Annotated in this window: 14 protein-coding genes and 1 other RNA gene; 13 read left to right on the top strand and 2 right to left on the bottom strand. The window is 63.0% G+C overall.

Features of this window, described 5'->3' with window-relative positions:
* The 4 genes from smc (at position 1) to BLV18_RS11380 (ending at position 8748) form a co-directional block, all read left to right on the top strand.
* Positions 1-3489, top strand: a complete 3489-nt coding sequence (gene smc, locus BLV18_RS11395) for a chromosome segregation protein SMC (protein WP_090358605.1) — start codon at positions 1-3, stop codon at positions 3487-3489.
* A 193-nt stretch (positions 3490-3682) separates the two neighbouring features.
* Positions 3683-4606 (top strand): cell division protein ZipA, encoded by a 924-nt coding sequence (gene zipA, locus BLV18_RS11390; protein WP_056842896.1) that lies wholly within the window; start codon positions 3683-3685, stop codon positions 4604-4606.
* A gap of 177 nt (positions 4607-4783) precedes the next feature.
* Positions 4784-7126 carry an NAD-dependent DNA ligase LigA gene (ligA, locus tag BLV18_RS11385; RefSeq protein ID WP_090358603.1) on the top strand — a complete coding sequence of 781 codons (2343 nt, stop codon included), beginning with the start codon at positions 4784-4786 and terminating at the stop codon, positions 7124-7126.
* A 455-nt stretch (positions 7127-7581) separates the two neighbouring features.
* The gene (locus BLV18_RS11380) at positions 7582-8748 is read left to right on the top strand and encodes a zinc-binding metallopeptidase family protein (RefSeq protein WP_090358601.1); all 1167 of its coding nucleotides are present in this window, start codon (positions 7582-7584) and stop codon (positions 8746-8748) included.
* Positions 8749-10087: 1339 nt separating this feature from the next.
* Here BLV18_RS11380 and BLV18_RS11375 read toward each other — a convergent pair.
* The gene (locus tag BLV18_RS11375; protein ID WP_090358599.1) at positions 10088-10570 is read right to left on the bottom strand and encodes a GNAT family N-acetyltransferase; all 483 of its coding nucleotides are present in this window, start codon (positions 10568-10570) and stop codon (positions 10088-10090) included.
* Between the two features lie 226 nt (positions 10571-10796).
* On the opposite strand from BLV18_RS11375, the gene ffs reads away from it, so the two are divergent.
* From ffs to BLV18_RS11340, 6 genes are all read left to right on the top strand, one after another.
* An RNA gene (ffs, locus tag BLV18_RS11370) (signal recognition particle sRNA small type) lies at positions 10797-10893 on the top strand.
* A gap of 216 nt (positions 10894-11109) precedes the next feature.
* Positions 11110-13452, top strand: coding sequence for a DNA polymerase III subunit gamma/tau (dnaX, locus tag BLV18_RS11365; protein WP_090358596.1), 2343 nt, complete (start codon positions 11110-11112; stop codon positions 13450-13452).
* A 74-nt stretch (positions 13453-13526) separates the two neighbouring features.
* The gene (locus BLV18_RS11360; RefSeq protein WP_090358594.1) at positions 13527-13853 is read left to right on the top strand and encodes a YbaB/EbfC family nucleoid-associated protein; all 327 of its coding nucleotides are present in this window, start codon (positions 13527-13529) and stop codon (positions 13851-13853) included.
* A 1419-nt stretch (positions 13854-15272) separates the two neighbouring features.
* Entirely contained in the window at positions 15273-16307 is a 1035-nt protein-coding gene (locus BLV18_RS11350) for an NADPH-dependent curcumin/dihydrocurcumin reductase (RefSeq protein WP_090358589.1), read from the top strand.
* 65 nt (positions 16308-16372) lie between these two features.
* Positions 16373-16975 (top strand): recombination mediator RecR, encoded by a 603-nt coding sequence (recR, locus tag BLV18_RS11345; RefSeq protein ID WP_090358587.1) that lies wholly within the window; start codon positions 16373-16375, stop codon positions 16973-16975.
* Positions 16976-17275: 300 nt separating this feature from the next.
* Entirely contained in the window at positions 17276-18154 is an 879-nt protein-coding gene (locus BLV18_RS11340) for a PhzF family phenazine biosynthesis protein (protein WP_090358585.1), read from the top strand.
* Between the two features lie 18 nt (positions 18155-18172).
* On the opposite strand, the gene BLV18_RS11335 is transcribed toward BLV18_RS11340, so the two are convergent.
* A complete protein-coding gene (locus BLV18_RS11335) occupies positions 18173-18502 on the bottom strand; it encodes a YceK/YidQ family lipoprotein (protein WP_090358583.1) in 330 nt (109 codons plus the stop codon).
* A 372-nt stretch (positions 18503-18874) separates the two neighbouring features.
* Here BLV18_RS11335 and rfbB point away from each other — a divergent pair, with 372 nt between their 5' ends.
* The 3 genes from rfbB to BLV18_RS11315 all read left to right on the top strand — a co-directional run bounded on the left by rfbB (position 18875) and on the right by BLV18_RS11315 (position 22540).
* Entirely contained in the window at positions 18875-19945 is a 1071-nt protein-coding gene (rfbB, locus tag BLV18_RS11325; RefSeq protein ID WP_090362234.1) for a dTDP-glucose 4,6-dehydratase, read from the top strand.
* Positions 19942-20838, top strand: a complete 897-nt coding sequence (gene rfbD / locus BLV18_RS11320; protein WP_090358579.1) for a dTDP-4-dehydrorhamnose reductase — start codon at positions 19942-19944, stop codon at positions 20836-20838. Before rfbB ends, rfbD begins: the two co-directional genes overlap by 4 nt.
* 256 nt (positions 20839-21094) lie before the next feature.
* Positions 21095-22540: a mannose-1-phosphate guanylyltransferase/mannose-6-phosphate isomerase gene (locus BLV18_RS11315; protein WP_090358577.1), complete on the top strand. Its 1446-nt coding sequence runs from the start codon at positions 21095-21097 to the stop codon at positions 22538-22540.
* Positions 22541-22667: the final 127 nt, after the last annotated feature.

Here is a 22667-nt window from a genome sequence, read left to right as displayed (position 1 = left end):
ATGCGCCTCAAGTGCATTCGTCTGGCCGGGTTCAAGTCGTTCGTCGACCCCACCACGGTCAATTTCCCCAGCAACATGGCCGCCGTGGTCGGGCCCAATGGCTGCGGCAAGTCCAACATCATCGACGCGGTGCGCTGGGTCATGGGCGAAAGCTCGGCGAAGAACCTGCGCGGCGAGTCGATGACCGACGTCATCTTCAACGGCTCTACCAACCGCAAGCCGGTCAGCCAGGCCAGCATCGAACTGGTGTTCGACAACAGTGACAGCACCCTGGTCGGCGAGTACGCCGCCTATGCGGAAATCTCGATCCGCCGCAAGGTCACCCGCGAGAGCCAGAACACCTATTACCTGAACGGCACCAAGTGCCGTCGGCGCGACATCACCGACATCTTCCTTGGCACCGGCCTGGGCCCGCGCAGCTACTCGATCATCGAGCAGGGCATGATTTCCAAGCTCATCGAGGCCAAGCCCGAAGACCTGCGCAATTTCATCGAAGAAGCGGCGGGCATCTCCAAGTACAAGGAGCGCCGTCGTGAAACCGAGAGCCGCATCCGTCGTACCCACGAGAACCTGGCGCGTCTGACCGACCTGCGCGAGGAGCTGGAGCGCCAGCTCGAACGCCTGCACCGCCAGGCCCAGGCCGCGGAGAAATACCAGCAGTACAAGGCCGAGGAGCGCCAGCTCAAGGCACAGCTGTCCGCCTTGCGCTGGCAGACCTTGAACGAGCAGGTCGGCCAGCGCGAAGCGGTCATCGCCGATCAGGAAGTGGCCTTCGAGGCCCTGGTCGCCGAACAGCGCAACGCCGATGCCAGCATCGAGCGCCTGCGCGATGGTCATCACGAGCTGTCCGAGCGGTTCAATACGGTGCAGGGGCGCTTCTATTCGGTAGGCGGCGACATTGCTCGGGTCGAGCAGAACATCCAGCACGGCCAGCAGCGCCTGCGCCAATTGCAGGATGACTTCAAGGAAGCCGAACGCGCGCGCCTGGAAACCGAATCGCACCTGGGCCACGACCGCACACTGCTGGCCACCTTGGGCGAGGAGCTGGAAATGCTCGAGCCCGAACAGGCGATCAGCACGGAAGCCGCCGAGGAGGCCGCCGCAGCTCTGGAAGAAGCGGAGACCCGCATGCACGGCTGGCAGGAACAGTGGGATCGGTTCAACATACGCTCCGCCGAGCCGCGGCGTCAGGCCGAAGTCCAGCAGGCGCGGATTGCCCAGCTGGAACTGTCGATGCAGCGCCTGGCCGAGCGGCAGCGGCGCCACAGCGAGGAACGTGAGCTGCTGGCGGCCGATCCCGAGGATGCCGCCATCCTCGAACTGGACGAACAACTGGCCAGCAGCGAAATGCTCATCGAAGAATGCGCCGCGCAGGAACAGCAGCAGGCCGAGCAGTTGGAAACCACCCGTCAGCAACTGCAAGAGGCCACCCAGGCCCAACAGCAGGCTCAGGGCGAGTTGCAGCGACTCAACGGCCGCCAGGCCTCCCTGGAAGCGCTGCAGCAGGCCGCACTGGACCCGGGCACGGGAACCGCGCAGTGGCTTGACCACCAGGGCCTTGCCCAACATCCGCGTCTGGCCGAAGGCCTGCGGGTCGATGCGGGCTGGGAGCTGGCCGTGGAAACCGTTCTGGGCGCCGACCTGCAAGCGGTGCTGGTCGATGATCTGGCGGGGCTGGACCTGGCCGGCTTCGATCAGGGCGAGCTGCGTCTGGTCAGCCCTGCCAAGGGCGCTCCAGCCTCGGCAGACAGCCTGCTGCACAAGGTCCACAGCGATGTCGACCTCAGCCCTTGGCTGGCCGGGGTGCGCGGCGTCGCTGACCTCGACACTGCGCTGGCCTTGCGCAGCCAGTTGGCCGAAGGCGAGAGCCTGGTTAGCCAGGACGGCTACTGGCTGGGACGGCATTTCCTGCGGGTCAGCCGTGGCAACGACGCCAGCCGCGGCGTCCTGGCCCGTGGCCAGGAGCTGCAGGCCCTTCAGGCAGACGTGCAGACCCACGAGGCGACCCTGGCGCACTGGCAGGAACAATTGCTCACCTGCCGCGAGCAGCAGCAAGCCCAGGAACAACTGCGCGAACAGCTGCGCCGCCGCATCCAGGAAGAAAACCGCCAGCAGGGCGAGCTCAAGGCCAAGCTCTCGGCCAGCCGGGCCAAGGCCGAGCAACTGTCGCTGCGTCGGCGCCGGCTCGACGAAGAGTTGAGCGAGCTGTCCGAGCAGCGCGCGTTGGAGCATGAGCAGGTCGGCGAATCGCGCCTGCAGTTGCAGGACGCGCTCGACGCCATGGCCAGCGACACCGAACAGCGTGAACGATTGATGGCGCAGCGCGACGAGCTGCGCGAGGGCCTGGAGCGCATTCGCCAGGACGCGCGTCAGCACAAGGACCGGGCTCACCAGTTGGCAGTCCGCCTGGGTTCGCTGCGCGCCCAGCACGATTCCACGCGCCAGGCACTGGAGCGCCTGCAACTGCAGGCCGAACGCCTGACGGAAAAGCGTGAGCAGCTGACGCTGGGCCTGGAGGAGGGCGAAGCCCCCCTCGAAGAGCTGCGCCTGAGCCTGGAGGGTCTGCTCGAACAACGCATGGCCGTGGACGACGAGATGCGCCACGCGCGACTGGCGCTGGACGACGCCGATCGTGACCTGCGCGAGGTCGAAAAACGCCGTACCCAGGCCGAACAGCAGAGCCAGCTGTTGCGCGGCCAGCTGGAACAGCACCGCCTGGAATGGCAAGGGCTTAGCGTGCGCCGCAAGACCCTGCAGGAACAACTGCACGCCGACGGCTACGACCTGCACGGCGTGCTCGCCACCCTCGACGTGCTGACCAGCGAACAGGAAGCCGAGGAAGAGCTGCAGCGCATCGATGGCCGCATCCAGCGCCTGGGCGCGATCAACCTGGCGGCCATCGACGAGTACCAGCAGCAATCCGAACGCAAACGCTACCTCGACGCCCAGGATGCCGACCTGGCCGAAGCGCTGGACACGCTGGAAAACGTCATCCGCAAGATCGACAAGGAAACCCGCAGCCGTTTCAAGGACACTTTCGACCAGATCAACGCCGGTTTGCAGGCTCTTTTTCCAAAAGTTTTCGGTGGCGGCAGTGCTTATCTGGAACTGACGGGCGAAGATTTACTCGATACAGGGGTAACGATCATGGCGCGTCCGCCCGGCAAGAAGAACAGCACCATTCATTTGCTCTCCGGTGGAGAGAAAGCCCTGACCGCACTGGCCCTGGTTTTCGCCATCTTCAAATTGAATCCGGCACCGTTCTGCATGCTCGACGAAGTCGATGCACCGTTGGACGACGCCAACGTCGGTCGTTACGCGCGGTTGGTGAAAGAGATGTCGCAGACGGTGCAATTCATCTATATCACCCACAACAAGATCGCCATGGAAATGGCCGATCAATTGATGGGGGTGACCATGCATGAGCCGGGCTGTTCGCGTCTGGTGGCGGTGGATGTGGAGGAGGCCCTGGCCATGGTCGAGGCCTGAAAAACCCTCAAGCCGACGTTAAAATCGAGCCATGTGCGACAGACGGTGTAAAGTTGTTTCTGGTCGTGCTAGTTTTACCGCATCGTATTTACGCGTGGAGAAAACGCCTGTCAGAACATAGAGTTGGCGCCACGTCTTAAAGAGGGTTCAAGCCCTTTATTTTTCAGCATTTTTATTAGAGGCACGGGATTACATGGAAATCGGTCTGCGCGAGTGGCTGATCCTCATCGGCATCATTGTCATTGCCGGTATTCTTTTCGATGGCTGGCGCCGGATGCGCGGTGGCAAGGGCAAACTCAAGTTTCGTCTGGATCGCAACCTTTCCAACCTGCCCGACGAAGACACCGGCGCCGAAGTGCTGGGTCCGCCCCGGGTGCTGGACGATCACAAGGAGCCGCAACTGGACGAGCATGACCTGCCGTCCATGAGCGCCCAACGCGACGGCGGCAGCAAGCGCGCCAAGCGCGAGCCCGTGGCTGATCATGCCGACTTGAACCTGGCCGTGGAGCCGGACGAAATCAAGGAGCCTCGTGAGCCGCGTCCACCCAAGCCCCCACGCGAGCCCAAGCCTGCCAAGCCGCAGCCGCCTATGAAAGCCGCACGTGACAGCAACGAAGACTTCGCCAGCGATGCCAAAGGCTTCTCCAGCACCGGTGCTCCGGCTGTAGAGAAGGATCTGCCGCCGGTCGAAGAAGTCCTGGTCATCAGCGTGATTTCCCGCAGCGAAAGCGGCTTCCGTGGCCCGGCGCTGCTGCAGAACATTCTGGAGAGCGGTCTGCGTTTCGGCGAGATGGACATCTTCCACCGTCACGAAAGCATGGCGGGCAATGGCGAGATCCTGTTTTCCATGGCCAACGCGGTCAAGCCGGGTATTTTCGATCTGGACGACATCGACCATTTCAGTACCCGTGCCGTGAGCTTCTTCCTCGGCCTGCCCGGCCCGCGTCATCCCAAGCAGGCCTTCGACGTGATGGTGGCCGCTGCCCGCAAGCTCGCCCACGAACTGGACGGCGAACTCAAGGATGACCAGCGCAGCGTGCTGACCGCGCAGACCATCGAACATTATCGCCAGCGCATCGTCGAATTCGAACGCCGCGCCTTGACCCACAAGCGCTAGGCTTTAAACCGCGGCGCTGGTCTTGCTCCCACACATTTCCTGCTCCATCAGACACTAATCGCTGTGGGAGTGGGACCTGTGGGAGCGGGCTCTGCCCGCGAAAGCCCCACCGCCAAACCCCAAGATTCAACCCAAGAGCAGCCAAGGCTGCTCTTTTGCTTCAAGCGAGAACCGATCATGAACGACGCCAACCGTATCCTCGAACTGCGTGCCGAACTCGACCAGCACAACTACCGCTACCACGTGCTCGACGAACCCAGCATCCCCGATGCCGAATACGACCGTCTGTTCCGCGAACTCAAGGCCCTTGAAGCCGACCACCCGAACCTGATCACCCCCGACTCGCCCACCCAGCGCGTTGGCAATGCGGCCCTGACCGCGTTCACCCAGGTTCGCCACGAAATCCCCATGCTCAGCCTTGGCAATGCCTTCGAAGAAGTCGACCTGCGCGAGTTCGACCGCCGCGTCACCGAAGGCCTCGACCTGCCCACCGGTGACCTCTTCGGCAGCGGCGCTGCGATTCACTACAGCTGCGAACCCAAGCTCGACGGTCTGGCCGTGTCGCTGCTTTACCAGGACGGCGCCCTGGTCCGTGGCGCGACCCGCGGCGATGGCACCACCGGCGAAGACATCAGCGTCAACGTGCGCACCATCCGCAACGTCCCGCTCAAGCTGCACGGCAGCGGTTGGCCGCCGGTGCTGGAAGTGCGCGGCGAGGTGTTCATGTCCAAGGCCGGGTTCGAGCGGCTCAACGCCAGCCAGATGGAAGTCGGCGGCAAGACCTTCGCCAACCCGCGCAACGCCGCAGCCGGCAGCCTGCGCCAGCTGGATTCGAAAATCACTGCCAGCCGCCCCCTGGAGTTCTGCTGCTACGGCATCGGCCAGGTCACCCAGGACATCGCCACCACCCATACCGGTAATCTCGAACAGCTCAAGCAGTGGGGCGTGCCGGTCAGTCGCGAACTCAAGGTCGCCGAGAACATCGAGCAGTGCCTGGAGTACTACCACGACATCGGCGCACGGCGGACCCAGCTGCCTTATGAAATCGACGGTGTGGTGTTCAAGGTCAACAGCCTGGCGGCGCAGCGCGAGCTGGGTTTCCGCGCCCGCGAGCCGCGCTGGGCCATTGCCCACAAGTTTCCAGCGATGGAAGAGCTCACCGAACTGCTCGACGTTGAATTCCAGGTCGGCCGCACCGGCGCGGTCACACCCGTAGCACGGCTCAAGCCGGTCAAGGTCGCCGGCGTGACGGTGGCCAATGCCACCCTGCACAACATGGACGAGGTGGCACGCCTAGGCCTGATGATCGGCGACACCGTGATCATCCGCCGCGCGGGGGACGTGATTCCCCAAGTCATGCAGGTGGTGACCGAGCGTCGTCCGCAAGACGCACGTCCAGTGCACGTCCCGGAAACCTGCCCGGTGTGCGGTTCCCATGTCGAGCGCACCCAGCTGATCAAGCGCAGCAAGGGCAAGCAGACCGTCAGCGAAGGCGCGGTCTATCGCTGCGTCGGGCGTCTGGCCTGCGGTGCGCAACTCAAGCAGGCGATCATCCATTTCGTCTCGCGGCGCGCCATGGACATCGACGGCCTGGGTGAGAAAAGCGTCGAGCAACTGGTCGACGAAGGCCTGGTGAGCTCACCAGCCGACCTCTACACCCTGCAATTCGACGATGTGGTCAAGCTTGAAGGGTTTGCCGAGGTGTCCAGCAACAACCTGCTCACGGCCATCGAAAACAGCAAACGGCCGACCTTGGCGCGATTCATCTATGCCCTGGGCATCCCGGATGTGGGTGAGGAGACGGCTAAAGTACTGGCGCGCTCCCTGGGTTCGCTTAAACGCGTCAGCGAAGCGCTCCCCCAGGTGTTGACCTACCTGCCGGACATCGGCCTGGAAGTCGCCTTTGAAATCCACAGCTTTTTCGAAGACCCGCACAACCGCAGCGTGATTCAGCAACTGCTCGGGCGCGGCCTGCAGTTGCAGGAGGAGGGCGAGGTGCACCCCGAGTACGCCGCCAGTACCACGCTGGCCGGGATGATCGCCAAGCTGGACATCAACTCGGTGGGGCCAACCGGCGCCGAGAAACTGGTGGCCAAGCTGGGCAGCCTGGACAAGATCATCGCCGCCGACGGCATCGACCTGCGCCAGGCGCTCAATGCTCGACAGGCGGAAGCGGTACGCGAGTACTTCAAGGAACCGCACAACGCCGAGACGGCGAGGGCGGTCGAGGCTCAGTTGCAGGCCTTCGGCATGCATTGGGCCAGTGAAAGGAAAGTCGTCGAAGGCCTGCCGCTGGCAGGGCAGACCTGGGTGCTGACCGGCTCGCTCGAACAGATGAGCCGCGACGAAGCCAAACAGAAACTCGAAGCCCTCGGCGCCAAGGTGTCAGGCTCGGTCTCGGCCAAAACCCACACCGTCGTCGCCGGCCCCGGCGCCGGCTCCAAGTTGGCCAAGGCCAACGAACTGGGCATCGAGATCCTCGACGAAGAACAATTCCTGACGTTCCTGACCAAGATGTAACATCATGATAAGGTAGCGCGCTGCCAACCCAGCGCGCCTGACCGTGGCCCACAATATGTAACATCATGACGGGTCCCTAGCGAAATCAGCCCACCTACGATGTGAGCCCAGTAATCAACGCGAAACCCGCCACTTCTTCAATCCCCCCCACAAATGAACAACACGCCCCCTGTAGCAGCGGCGCGAGCCGCGTCGGCGGCCCACACGGTGCATCGGGATAAACGCGGCTTGCACCACGTCAACAACCCCCCACAGCCCCTGTAGCAGCGGTGCAAGCCGCGTCGGCGGCGCACGCGGTGCATCAGGATAAACGCAGTACAACCGGACGCGGCTCGCGCCGCTGCTACAGGGGCGTATTTCAACCTCTCATCCGCATTTCGCGCTTCACCCACATCGCAGATGAAACCTTTCTCGCGGCCGCAAGCTCTAGTCATGGCAGGCCACTGGAGATCGCCATGTATCGTTTTTTCGAACAACTCAGCACCCGAATAACCACCCCATTCACCAAGCCGGACAACCGCCACAGCAAGGTCTGGGAATGCACCTGCGGGCAGTCGATCTTCTTCCGCAACAGCCAGTGCCTGGCCTGCCACGGACTGCTCGGTTTCTGGCCGGAAAAGAACGTGCTATCTACACTCGACGCCGGCCCTGAAGCGGGCACTTGGTGCCTGCACGCCGCGCCAGACGCCGGACTGTTTCGCCGCTGCGCCAACCTCGACACGCCGGCAGCTTGCAACTGGGTAGTCCCGGCAGAGAAGGGCGCCGCTGCCCTGTGCACCGCGTGCAGCCTGAACCGCACCATCCCCGACCTCAGTGTCCCGGAAAACCCCGAACACTGGCGCAAGGTCGAAACCGCCAAGCGCCGTCTGATCGCTCAACTGATCAACCTTGGCCTGCCGGTGATCGCCAAGACCGAGGACGAAGACACCGGCTTGGCGTTCGACTTCATCGGCACCGACATGAACGGCAACGCACCCACCACCGGCCATGCCAATGGCTTGGTAACGTTGGATATCAAGGAAGCGGACGACGCCCACCGGGAAAAGGTCCGCGTGCAGATGCGCGAACCGTACCGCACGCTGCTCGGACACTTCCGACACGAAGTAGGGCACTACTACTGGGATCGTCTGATTGCCGACACCCATTGGGTTGCCGACTACCGCCGTCTGTTCGGCGATGAAAGCCAAAGCTACGCCGATGCATTGCAGCGTCATTATGACCAGGGTGCCCCGGCCGACTGGCAGCAGAACTTCGTCAGCGCCTACGCCACCATGCATCCATGGGAAGACTGGGCCGAAACCTGGGCGCATTACCTGCACATGATGGACGCCGTCGACACGGCATTGGGCTTCGGCATGAGCGCCAAGGAAATGGACCTCGACTACACGCCGTTCCCTCTGACGACCCTGTACGATCCGGACCACACCAGCGGCCCGGCATTCCTGGCGTTCGTCAACGCCTGGATCGAACTGGCCGGCATGCTCAACGAACTGTCACGCGCCATGGGCCAGCCCGATTTCTACCCATTCGTGCTGCCACCGGCCGTGATCGCCAAGCTGCACTTCATCCACGTCGTCGTCCAGGAAGCCGGCGGCCGCGCGGATGACGTCCTGCAGGTCTGAACCCGGCAACCCCGCCCCTCAAGCGTGAGCCCCTCCCTCTGTGAGGTCCCCACTCCATATGCAGGACTGACTCTGTGAGGGTGGGCCCCCTCCATGTGCAGGCCTGCCCCTGAGAGAGTGGGCCCCCCTCTATGTCCAGGCCTGCCCTTGTGGGAGTGGACCTCACTCCATGTCCAAGCCTAACCCTGTGGGAGCGGGCTCTGCCCGCGAAGACGCCCTCCCAATCACCACATCTTCCAAACTGTGCACCGCCCATCCGGACGCCCTCGCGGGCAGAGCCCGCTCCCCCAATCACCCGTTCCTGCATGGATTCATGCCAGGTGCAACCTATGTCCAGGTCTACCCTTGTGGGAGTGGACCCCACTCCATGTCCAAGCCCAACCCTGTGGGAGCGGGCTCTGCCCGCGAAGACGCCTCCAAGCACCACATCTTCCAAACTGTGCATCGCCCATCCGGACGCCTTCGCGGGCAGAGCCCGCTCCCACAATCACCGGTTCCTGCATGGATTCATGCCAGGTGCAACCTATGTCCAGGCCTACCCTTGTGGGAGTGGACCTCACTCCATGTCCAAGCCTAACCCTGTGGGAGCGGGCTCTGCCCGCGAAGACGTACTCCCAATCACCACATCTTCCAAACTGTGCACCGCCCATCCGGACGCCTTCGCGGGCAGAGCCCGCTCCCACAATCACCGGTTCCTGCATGGATCTATGCCAGGTGCAACCTATGTCCAGGCCTGCCCTTGTGGGAGTGGACCCCACTCCATGTCCAAGCCTAACCCTGTGGGAGCGGGCTCTGCCCGCGAAGACGCCCTCCTAATCACCACATCTTCCAAACTGTGCACCGCCCATCCGAACGCCTTCGCGAGCAGACCCCGCTCCCACAATCACCGGTTCCTGCATGGATTCATGCCAGGTGCAACCTATGTCCAGGCCTACCCTTGTGGGAGTGGACCTCACTCCATGTCCAAGCCTAACCCTGTGGGAGCGGGGCGGGCGGCGAGCCCTCTGCCCGCGAAGACGCCCTCCCAAGCACCACATCTTCCAAACTGTGCACCGCTCATCCGGACGCCTTCGCGGGCAGAGCCCGCTCCCACAATCACCGGTTCCTGCATGGATTCATGCCAAGTGCAACCTATGTCCAGGCCTACCCTTGTGGGAGTGGACCCCACTCCATGTCCAAGCCCAACCCTGTGGGAGCGGGCTCTGCCCGCGAAGACGTACTCCCAAGCACCACATCTTCCAAACTGTGCACCGCCCATCCGGACGCCTTCGCGGGCAGAGCCCGCTCCCACAATCACCGGTTCCTGCATGGGTTTATGCCAGGTGCAACAAGAGTCCCACTAAAGCTCCAGCACAAACCTGCGCTCGAAACCAATCCGGCCACGATAAGCCTCACCACGGTCCACCCACCCCAACGCCTTATACAAACCAACACCCGCCACATTGTCGGCATCCACCGACAACTCCAGCTGCTCGACCCCAGGCCACGCGGCCCTTGCCGCCTCCGGCAAACCCTCCAGACATGCACGACCCAGCCCACGACCCTGCATCCGCCAATCCACCTGCAGCGCATGCAACGTCACCGCTTGCGGATCAGCCCACTCCGGTACATATCGCCCATGTTTCAGCAACAGAAACGCTTTGGGCACTTCATCCACCAGCAAAGCGAAGCCACGGATTTCACCGTCCATGCAGCCCAGCAGGGTATACAGCGCCATGTCCACATCGCCCGAATACTGCTTCTGCTCAGGGCGGATCTCGATGTCCATCAATTGGTACAGTTGATCAGGAGACAAGTCGGGGTAGGGCGTCAGAACATTCATCGCTGGCAACCGGGCAAGAGACATGTGGCGACGTTACCAATTCACATGCCGTCTGTCGCTTCACTTGCGCGCAAACAAACGCTTGCGAACACAATCACCAACAAGCGCACCACGCCAAGTCCCTGACGGCCCTCGAAATTTTATCTTGCGTCACGGGTTGTAACTTCCGTCAGGACCGGTACAATGGCCCCCGCTCGCTACCTAGCGAGTGTCGTTATGGTGACCCTGCCGGTCCCCCCGCAACGATTACCCGTGAACCTGGTCAGATCCGGAAGGAAGCAGCCACAGCGGGAACATTGTGTGCCGGGGTGTGGCTGGTAGGGTTGCCACCTATTTCCGAATTCGTCGTCGCACGGGTTCGTCGCAATGCCTCTCTCGAACTACCCTCGTTGTCCTCGTATCCTGCGATCAATCGTCTTCGCCAGCTTTCGCCTGCGTTTTTACAAGCCAACGCAGCAATAGAGCAGGGCGCGGATGCAATTTTGGCCCTGCTCCATTAGCATTGGCGGTCTTCCGCTTTCATGTCGCGACGGTTTTCGATGAGTTATCAGGTTCTTGCACGTAAATGGCGTCCGCGCTCGTTCCGCGAAATGGTCGGCCAGACCCATGTGCTCAAGGCATTGATCAATGCGCTGGACAACCAGCGGCTGCATCACGCCTACCTGTTCACCGGCACCCGGGGCGTGGGCAAGACCACCATTGCGCGGATCATCGCCAAATGCGTCAACTGCGAGACGGGCATCACGTCCACGCCCTGTGGCGAGTGCTCGGTCTGCCGCGAGATCGACGAAGGCCGTTTCGTTGATCTGATCGAGATCGACGCCGCCAGCCGCACCAAGGTCGAAGACACCCGCGAGCTGCTCGACAACGTGCAGTACGCCCCCAGCCGCGGGCGCTTCAAGGTCTACCTGATCGACGAAGTGCACATGCTGTCCAGCCACTCCTTCAACGCGCTGCTGAAGACGCTGGAAGAGCCGCCGCCCTACGTCAAGTTCATCCTCGCCACCACCGATCCGCAGAAGTTGCCGGCGACCATCCTGTCGCGCTGCCTGCAGTTCTCGCTGAAGAACATGACGCCAGAGCGCGTGGTCGAGCACTTGAGCCATGTGCTGGGTGTGGAGAACGTGCCGTTCGAAGACGATGCGCTGTGGTTGCTGGGCCGCGCCGCCGATGGCTCGATGCGTGACGCCATGAGCCTGACCGACCAAGCCATCGCGTTCGGCGAAGGCAAGGTGCTGGCAGCCGATGTGCGAGCCATGCTCGGCACCCTGGACCATGGCCAGGTGTATGGCGTGTTGCAGGCACTGCTCGATGGCGATGCTCGTGCACTGCTCGAAGCTGTGCGCCATCTGGCGGAGCAGGGGCCCGACTGGAATGGCGTGCTGGCCGAAATGCTCAACGTGCTGCACCGCGTGGCCATCGCCCAGGCGCTGCCCGAAGCGGTCGACAACGGCCAGGGTGATCGCGACCGTGTGCTGGCCTTGGCCCAGGCGCTGCCGGCCGAAGATGTGCAGTTCTATTACCAGATGGGCCTGATCGGCCGCCGCGACCTGCCCTTGGCCCCGGAGCTGCGAGGCGGCTTCGAGATGGTGCTGCTGCGCATGCTCGCGTTCCGCCCGGCAGGCACCAGCGATGGGCCCGATCAACCCCTAAAGACAGTGGGGATCAGCCAGGCCACAGTTGATTCCACCCAACCCGTGGCAGTCTCGTCTCCTGTGGAGCCACAATCTCCAAGCGTGGCCCCCATGGACCCGGACCCTGCAGGAGCGGGCTCTGCCCGCGAAGAATCCCCCGCGGTCCCCCAGAACGGCCGCGTCGCCCCGGCGACTCCCCCTGTGGGAGCGGGCTCTGCCCGCGAAGAACCCCCCGCGGTCCCCCAGAACGACCGCATCGCAACGGCGCCCCCCCTTGTGGGAGCGGGCTCTGCCCGCGAAGAACCCCCCGCGGTCCCCCAGAACGACCGCATCGCAACGGCACCCCCCCTTGTGGGAGCGGGCTCTGCCCGCGAAGAATCCCCCGCAGTCCCCCAGAACGACCGCGTCGCACCGGCATCACCCCCTGTGGGAGCGGGCTCTGCCCGCGAAGAATCCCCCGCGGACCATCAGGCAACCGCAGAACCCATCGACCTCCCCTGGAACGACCCTGTAACGCCCGTCGCCGCACCGGCGCCAGAGCCGATCCTCGACGTCGTTGGCGAACAGCCCGCGCTCACGCCCATGCCTGCCCCCACGCCCGCCAGCGCCGTACCCGATGCCCCTGAAACCCAGGCCACACCGCCCGCTGACGACACCGACCCAGTCGACTACATCCCCGCCGGCATGGAACGCGACGACGAGCCACCGCTCGACGAAGACTACTACGCCCCTGAAACCGATGGCGCCGCCTACAGCTACCTCGACGAACTGGCCAGCGAAACTGTTCACGAAGCCCCGGTCGAAGCCGAACCCGAAGTGCTACCCGCCGCGCAGCCCGCCACCGGTCTGGCCCTGCAATGGCTCGAACTGTTCCCTAAACTGCCGATCTCGGGTATGACCGGCAGCATCGCCGCCAACTGCACGTTGATCGCCGTCGAGGGTGACGACTGGCTGCTGCACCTGGATCCGGCCCACAGCGCCTTGTTCAACAGCACCCAGCAGCGCCGCTTGAACGATGCACTGAACCAGTATCACGAGCGCACCATCAGCCTGACCATCGAGCTGATCCGCCCGGAACAGGAAACGCCAGCCCAGGCCGCAGCGCGCTGGCGCGCCAATCGCCAGGCCGATGCCGAGCAGTCGATTCAGCAAGACCCGTACATTCAACAAATGCTGCAACAGTTCGGCGCCATCATTCGCAACGATACGATTGAACCAGTCGAAGCGGTGGCCAGCCCAACGCGTTAAGCAACCTACCCGAACCCGCGCAGGATGCTCCTGGCACTGCGCGGTCATACCCATCGACCTTTGAGGTGAACCCCATGATGAAAGGTGGCATGGCCGGCCTGATGAAGCAGGCCCAGCAGATGCAGGAAAAAATGGCTCAGATGCAGGAAGAGTTGGCCAAGGCCGAAGTCACTGGCCAATCGGGCGCAGGCCTGGTGAGCGTGGTGATGACCGGCCGCCATGACGTCAAGCGCGTCAGCCTGGACGACAGCCTGATGCAGGAAGACAAGGACGTGCTGGAAGACCTCATCGCTGCCGCCATCAACGACGCCGTGCGCAAGATCGAGGCCAACAGCCAGGACAAGATGTCCGGCATGACCTCCGGCATGCAATTGCCGCCAGGCTTCAAGATGCCGTTCTAAAACAAAATGCCAGGCGCCAAGCCTGGCATTTTTGTATCCGGGTCAATGTAGGGCTCGCAGCTCGCGCCGCTGCTACACAAGCAGCGCAATCCCTGTGGGAGCGGGCTCTGCCCGCGAAGGCCATGCTGTGGTGCATCCAACAGACCGCATGCACCGCCGACGCGGCTCGCGCCGCTGCTACACAGGCAGCGCAATCCCTGTAGGAGGGGGCTCTGCCCGCGAAGGCCGTACTGTGGTGCATCCGACAGGCCGCGTGCATCGCCGACGCGGCTCGCGCCGCTGCTACACAGGCAGCGCAATCCCCGTGGGAGCGGGCTCTGCCCGCGAAGGCCGTGCTGTGGTGTGTCTGACAGACCGCATGCACCGCCGACGCGGCTCGCGCCGCTGCTACACAGGCAGCGCAATCCCTGTGGGAGCGGGCTCTGCCCGCGAAGGCCATGCTGTGGTGCATCCAACAGACCGCATGCACCGCCGACGCGGCTCGCGCCGCTGCTACACAGGCAGCGCAATCCCTGTGGGAGCGGGCTCTGCCCGCGAAGGCTGCGCTGTGGTGCGTTCGACAGACCGCATGCACCGCCAACGCGGCTCGCGCCGCTGCTACACAGGCAGCGCAATCCTCGTGGGAGCGGGCTCTGCCCGCGAAGGCCGTGCTGTGGTGTGTCTGACAGACCGCATGCACCGCCGACGCGGCTCGCGCCGCTGCTACACAGGCAGCGCAATCCCTGTGGGAGCGGGCTCTGCCCGCGAAGGCCATGCTGTGGTGCATCCAACAGACCGCATGCACCGCCGACGCGGCTCGCGCCGCTGCTACACAGGCAGCGCAATCCCTGTGGGAGCGGGCTCTGCCCGCGAAGGCCGTGCTGTGGTGCGTCCGACAGACCGCATGCACCGCCAACGCGGCTCGCGCCGCTGCTACACAGGCAGCGCAATCCCTGTGGGAGCGGGCTCTGCCCGCGAAGGCCGTGCTGTAGTGCGTCCGACAGAGCGCATGCACCGCCGGCGCGGCTCGCGCCGCTGCTACACAGGCAGCGCAATCCCTGTGGGAGCAGGCTCTGCCCGCGAAGGCCGTGCTGTGGTGCGTCCGACAGACCGCATGCACCGCCGACGCGGCTCGCGCCGCTGCTACACAGGCAGCGCAATCCCCGTGGGAGCGGGCTCTGCCCGCGAAGGCCGTGCCGAGGTTTATCAGGCATACCGCGGCGTTCGCTTCGCGGGCAGAGCCCGCTCCCACAATTCATCTTGCCCCCCCCCCACAATTCATCTGCTCCCATGATTTATCTGCTTCCACAACTCACCTGCCTCACACAATCTACTCACCTACAACCACCACAACTTGCCCTTTAACCATCACCCGTTTGAACATCCCGCCACCCCCCGCTGTCCTTTTCCTATAGCCACTTGCTCAAGGAATACCCCGCAATGTCTCAAGACCTGACCCTCAACCAGCGCTTCGTCCTGGCTTCCCGCCCGACCGGTGCACCCACGCCAGAGAATTTCCGCCTGGAGCGCGAAGCCTTGCCGGATCTCGAAGATGGCCAAGTCCTGCTGCGCACCCTGTATCTGTCTCTGGACCCCTACATGCGTGGCCGGATGAGTGACGCGCCGTCCTACGCTGCCCCGGTTGAGATCGACGAAGTCATGACCGGCGGCACCGTCAGTCGTGTGGAAACGTCCAAACACCCCAAATTCCGTGAAGGCGATCTGGTGGTTGGCATGACAGGCTGGCAAACCCACTGCATTTCCGATGGCAGCAACCTCACGCCGCTGCCTGCCGGCATCCCCACCCCGTCCATGGCGCTCGGCGTACTGGGCATGCCCGGCATGACCGCCTACATGGGCCTGACCCACATCGGCCAGCCCAAGGAAGGCGAAACACTCGTGGTCGCCGCGGCTTCCGGCGCTGTCGGCTCGGTGGTAGGGCAGGTCGGCAAGATCAAAGGCCTCAAGGTCGTTGGCATCGCTGGTGGTCCGGACAAATGCCGCTATGTCGTTGAGGAACTGGGCTTCGACGCCTGCGTCGACCACAAGAGCGATACCTTCGCCGATGACCTGGCCAAGGCCTGCGACAAAGGTATCGACATCTACTTCGAAAACGTCGGCGGCAAAGTCTTTGATGCCGTCATGCCGTTGCTCAACGCCCGCGCGCGCATTCCGGTGTGTGGCCTCATCGCCGGTTACAACGCCACCGACCTGCCAGAAGGCCCGGATCGCTTCGCGCTGCTGCCGCGCATGCTGCTGACCAAGCGCATCCGCATGCAGGGCTTCATCGTGTTCGACGACTTCGGCGATCGCCATGCCGAATTCTTCTCGGCCATGGTGCCGTGGGTCCGTGATGGCAAGATCAAGTTCCGCGAAGATGTGGTTGACGGCCTGGAGCGCGCACCGGAGGCCTTCATTGGCCTGCTGCAGGGGCATAACTTTGGCAAGCTGGTGGTCAAGGTCTCCGACGTCTGATCATTTGACGTGGTCCAGAGGCGCGGGTATAAACCGCGTCTCGTCGTCACCTCAGGCCGCCTTCCATGAGCTTCAGCCCACTGATCCGCCAACTGATCGATAGTCTGCGCACCTTGCCCGGCGTCGGTCAGAAATCCGCCCAGCGCATGGCTCTGCAGCTGCTCGAGCGCGACCGCAGCGGCGGCAGTCGCCTGGCCCAAGCGCTGAGCCAGGCCATGGAAGGCGTCGGCCATTGCCGCCAGTGCCGTACCCTTACCGAAGAAGAACTCTGCCCGCAATGCGCCGACCCCCGCCGCGACGACACACTGCTGTGCGTGGTGGAAGGGCCGATGGACGTCTATGCTGTAGAGCAAACGGGTTACCGCGGCCGCTACTTCGTGCTCAAGGGGCATCTGTCGCCTCTGGATGGGCTTGGGCCGGAAGCGATCGGTATTCCGCAACTGATGGCACGTATAGACGAGCAGGGCACCTTCGTCGAAGTCATTCTGGCCACCAATCCAACCGTCGAAGGCGAAGCCACCGCTCACTACATCGCGCAGCTGTTGGCGAAAAAAGGTCTGGTCGCGTCACGCATTGCCCACGGTGTTCCATTGGGCGGTGAGCTGGAACTGGTGGACGGCGGCACCCTGGCCCATTCATTTGCCGGCCGTAAACCCATTACGCTCTGACAGCTCATCCCTATCCGCGCCGCTGCTACAAAGACTGCGCGAACCTGTAACCTGTAGCAGCGGCGCAAGCCGCGTCGGCGGTACACGCGGTGGGCCTGAACTACCGCGCCGCCACCGGACGCGGCTCGCGCCGCTGCTACAAAGACCGCGCCAATCTGTAACCTGTAGCAGCGGCGCAAGCCGCGTCGGCGGTACATGCGGCGGGTCTGGACAAAAGCGCCGCCACCGGACGCGGCTCGCGCCGCTGCTACGGAAAATCGCCTTATCACTGCCTCCACACACCCATCTGCAGGGCCGACCATGCACCGCTTAGCGTTCAAGCACGTCGACGTCTTCACCACCCAGCGATTCAAGGGCAACCCTCTGGCGGTCGTCCTGCAGGCCGAAAGCCTGACGCGCGAGCAGATGCAGCAGATCGCCCACTGGAACAACCTCTCCGAAACCACCTTCGTACTTCCCGCCACGCATCCCGACGCCGACTACCGGCTGCGCATCTTCACGCCCAACTCCGAGTTGCCGTTCGCCGGCCATGCCACCATCGGCAGCGCCCATGCCCTGATCGAAGCCGGGCTCATCGAGCCTCGCAACGGCAAGCTGGTGCAGGAATGCATCGCAGGCCTGATCGATGTCGACATCGCACGCGGCCCCGACGGCTCGCAACTGATCACCTTCGAACTGCCACCGGCAACGATCCAGCCGGTCAACGACAGCGATCATCGCGAGTTGCAGGCCGTGCTCGGCGTAAGCGTGGTGCGCGACCGCCGGCCGTGCTTCGTGACCGTGGGTCCGCGATGGCTGGTGGTGCAACTGCGCGATGCGCAAACTGTGCTGGCGGTGATACCCGACCTGGCGCGCATGGCCATCAACGATCACCGTACCAGCACCACCGGTGTGGTGATCTTCGGTCCGCACCCTGATGGGAGCAACGAGCATATCGAAGTCCGCACGTTCGCGCCCACCTGCGGCATCACCGAAGACGCCGCCTGTGGCAGCGGCAGCGGGGCGGTCGCTGCCTTCATCCGTGCCACCGGCCAGACCTCTTCGCTGGGCTCGCACCTGCGGGTCGCCCAAGGCGCCGCGCTGGGTCGCGCCGGCAAGCTGCAGCTGTCGATCACCGACCAGTCGATCAAGGTTGCCGGTGCCTGCGTCACCTGCCTCGACGGCTTCCTCAATCCCTAGCCGTCGCCAGAATGACAGTCAGCCGCCTACCACCTCGATGCTGCCATCATTGTGCTGCCGGTACAGCGTATAAGGCAGCATCAACGTATCGGTGAAGGCAGAGATGGCCATGTCCACCGCCACGAAACCCATCTGCGGCCCGGTGCTGATTCGACCAGGCCTTGGTTCCTTGCCATTGAGCAGGCAGAAGTTATAGACCACACCGCTGTAAACCCGAGGCACGGCGCCGCAGAACGATTCCGCTTCCTTGAGATTGTCACTGGTCACCACGTCGTCGCGAAATACCGTATTGATGGTGCCGCAACCCGTCAACAACGCCGCCAAAGCCATACCTGCCAACACTTTCATATCCGTCACTCCTTGTGCGAGGCCGGCACTATAACCTTTTCTGTCAGCTCGCCTATCCAGGCGCGGGACGTACCTTTCGTCAGATCAACGGAACTGAGATTCACGAAAGCGCGGAGGACGTTGTCAATAGCCTCGCGAAATTCGACTGCGAAGCTGCAATGCTCATTCCGAGCTATGCTAGTTACCTCCAGTAACATCTTTTTCGCCAGTCTGTTCAAGCCACGTTACAGACCTGGCTGGCGGCCTGCATGTCCTGTGCGGACACGCCTTGGGTGGTTTGGTATCATCTGGCTTCGCGCGGGTTCGCCTACGACAGACGCGTCCTGAATCGATGCAGCGCGTCCTTTCCTCCACTTGATGGTGTTGTTTAACGTGAAAATCCTTGTAACCGGTGGTGCAGGCTTCATTGGCTCGGCAGTCATTCGCCATATCCTGGCGAATACCGACGACGCGGTGGTCAATGTCGATAAACTGACCTACGCCGGCAATCTGGATTCCCTCATGGGCAGCGAGCGCACCTCGCGCTACGCCTTCGAGCACGTCGACATCTGCGACCGGGCACAAATGGATCGGGTGTTCGCCGAACATCGGCCCGACCGCGTCATGCACCTGGCCGCCGAATCCCATGTCGATCGCTCGATCACCGGGCCTGCGGCGTTCGTTGAAACCAACGTCATCGGTACCTACACACTGCTCGAGGCCGCGCGCCAGTACTGGTCGCAGCTCGATGCCGAACAGCAGGCGGCCTTTCGCTTCCACCACATCTCAACCGATGAAGTGTATGGCGACCTCGAAGGCCCCGAAGACCTATTCACCGAAACCACACCGTACCAGCCGAGCTCGCCATATTCAGCGAGCAAGGCCAGCTCCGATCACCTGGTCCGCGCCTGGCAGCGCACCTACGGGTTGCCGACGCTGGTCACCAACTGTTCGAACAACTATGGGCCGTGCCATTTCCCGGAAAAACTCATTCCGCTGATCATCCTCAATGCCCTGGAAGGCAAGGCGCTGCCCATTTATGGCAAAGGTAATCAAATTCGCGACTGGCTGTATGTCGAAGACCACGCACGGGCTCTGTATCAAGTGGTGACCGAAGGCGAAGTAGGGGAGACCTACAACATCGGCGGTCACAACGAAAAACAGAACATCGAAGTCGTGCACACGGTCTGCGCCCTGCTCGACGAGCTCTGCCCGCAGTCTCCCCACCGTCCGCATGCGCAATTGATCACCCATGTACAAGACCGTCCCGGCCATGACGTTCGCTACGCCATCGACGCCAGCAAGATCCAGCGCGAGCTGGGCTGGACGCCGGTAGAAACGTTCGAGTCCGGTATCCGCAAGACCGTGCAGTGGTATCTGGATAATCCCGAATGGGTGAACCGCGTGAAGAGCGGCGCCTACCAGCAATGGATCGATACGAATTATCAAGGGCGTGAACTGTGAAAATATTGCTCCTGGGTAAGAACGGTCAGGTGGGTTGGGAGCTGCAGCGTGCGTTGGCGCCGCTGGGCAAGGTAGTCGCGCTGGGCAGGAACATCGATGAAGCCGGTCTCTGCGGAGACCTGGCGGCACTTGAAGGCTTGGCTGAGACGGTACGACGCATCGCGCCGAACGTGATCGTCAACGCCGCCGCTTATACCGCCGTGGACAAGGCCGAAAGTGAGAAACAAGCCGCTGACTTGATCAACCACCAAGCCAGCGCCGTGCTCGCCCGTGAAGCACTAGGCCTGGACGCCTGGCTGGTGCATTACTCCACCGACTACGTGTTCGATGGCAGCGGCGACCAGCCTTGGCGCGAAAGCGACACCACGGCGCCGGTCAACTATTACGGTGCCAGCAAGCTGGCCGGCGAGGAAGCGATTCGCCACTCCGGCTGCAAGCACCTGATCTTCCGCACCAGTTGGGTCTATGCCCCGCGCGGCAACAATTTCGCCAAGACCATGCTGCGCCTGGCCAAGGATCGCAAGAGCCTCAGCGTCATCAGTGACCAGATCGGCGCACCCACCGGCGCCGAGCTGCTGGCCGATGTCGTGGCCCATGCGATTCCCAAGGCGCTCGCCCAACCCGACCTGGCAGGCACCTATCACCTGGCGGCCAGTGGTGAAACATCCTGGCACGCATTCGCCAAACTGGTCATCGAAAACGCTCGCAGCCAGGGCACGAAGCTGGCTGTGGAAACGGTCGACGCCATTCCCACCAGCGCCTACCCGACGCCCGCCCGACGTCCACTGAACTCGCGGCTCGATACCAGCAAATTGACCGAGCGTTTCGGTCTGGAGCTGCCCCATTGGGAACTGGGCGTGAGACGCATGCTGGCAGAAATCAGCACCAAGTGATGGTCGCTGAACTACCGTGCCAGGTCAGCTGTCCAAGCGCGAACGATTTGCGCTTGGCCCCGGATTTCCTGATATTCTAGCCGCCACTTCCTTGACTCATCAGCAGCGAGCGGTTTTAGGGGTTTGACGTATATGTTGTCTGCGGCGCAGGGAGCCGCCAGATCTTCGATGCGCAGGGGTGTTCTACCCTTGTGCAGACGGTCTACAGATTGATTTCACAGTGCCGCTACACCGGCAAACAAAGGATCCAATACGCATGAACCTGATCCCCGTTATTCTTTCCGGCGGCGTTGGCAGCCGGTTGTGGCCCGTGTCCCGCGAGGCCCATCCCAAGCCATTCATGGCACTGCCCGACGGCCAGAACCTGATTCAAAAAACCTTTCTGCGCGCCGCCAAGCTCGAAGGCGTGTCCGAAGTGCTGACCGTCACCAACCGCGAACTGCTGTTCAAGACCGAAGACGAATACCGCACCGTCAACAAGACTGGCCACGCCCAGGGCTTCATCCTCGAGCCCTTCGGCCGCAACACCGCAGCCGCCGTCGCCATGGCCGCACTGCAACTCAATGATTCCCACGGCCCCGATGCCCACATGCTGGTCCTGGCCGCCGACCACCTGATCCAGAACGAAGACGCCTTTTCCGCCGCTGTCGCCAAGGCTGTGAAACTGTCGGCCGACGGCTGGCTGGTCACCTTCGGCATTCAGCCTCAATACCCTGAAACCGGCTTCGGCTACATCGAAGCCGGCGTTGGCACCGGCCTGGACGGCACCTTGAAAGTCGCCCGTTTCGTCGAGAAGCCAGACCTGGAAACCGCGAAGGGCTACGTCGCCGCCGGCAACTACTTCTGGAACTCGGGCATGTTCTGCTTCAAGGTCGGCACCGTCCTCGAAGAACTGAAGAAACATGCGCCGGACGTGCTGGCCGCCGCCGTGGCCGTCAAGGAAGCCTCGCGTCTGAGCGAAGCGCCGAACTATCGCTGCCTGGCGCTGGACGCCGATGCGTTTGCCCAGGTCCCGGACATCTCGGTCGACTACGCGCTGATGGAGCGTTCGGACAAGGTCGCTACCGTGCCGTGTGACATCGGCTGGAGCGACATCGGTTCGTGGAACGCGGTCAGCGAACTGACTGACGCCGACGCACAGGGCAATCGTTTCGAAGGCGAAGTGCTGTCGCACAATGCCCGCAACAACTTCGTCCACAGCGAAGACCGCCTGACCGCGCTGGTCGGCGTCGACGACCTGCTGGTCATCGACACTCCGGACGCGCTGATGATCAGCCACAAGGATCACTGCCAGGACGTCAAGCACATCGTCGGCCAGCTCAAGGCCAACGGTCACCACCTGCACAAGCTGCACCGCACCGTGCACCGTCCCTGGGGTACCTACACCACCCTGGAAGAGGGCGAGCGCTTCAAGATCAAGCGCATCGTGGTCAAGCCACAGGCGTCGCTGTCGCTGCAGATGCACCACCACCGCAGCGAGCACTGGATCGTGGTCAGCGGCATGGCTGTCGTGGTCAACGACGACCGTGAACTGATGCTCAACACCAACGAGTCGACCTTCATTCGTGCCGGCCACCAGCATCGCCTGAAAAACCCGGGCGTGATCGATCTGGTCCTGATCGAAGTGCAGAGCGGCGACTACCTCGGTGAGGACGACATCGTCCGTTTCGAAGACGTCTACGGCCGCGTTGACAAGGCCTGACCGACATCTTCCGCCTCGGCCTCTGCCCGTGTTCGAAAAACACGCGCAGGGGCCGAATCGTGCTGGTCGTTCGTCAGCGACCGTCCAATCTACCGACGTCCGCACCGATTGCGCGTCGGCCACATAG

The organism is Pseudomonas coleopterorum, from assembly GCF_900105555.1.
Taxonomy (GTDB): Bacteria; Pseudomonadota; Gammaproteobacteria; order Pseudomonadales; family Pseudomonadaceae; genus Aquipseudomonas; species Aquipseudomonas coleopterorum.
This window is presented reverse-complemented; position numbering and strand designations above follow the sequence as displayed.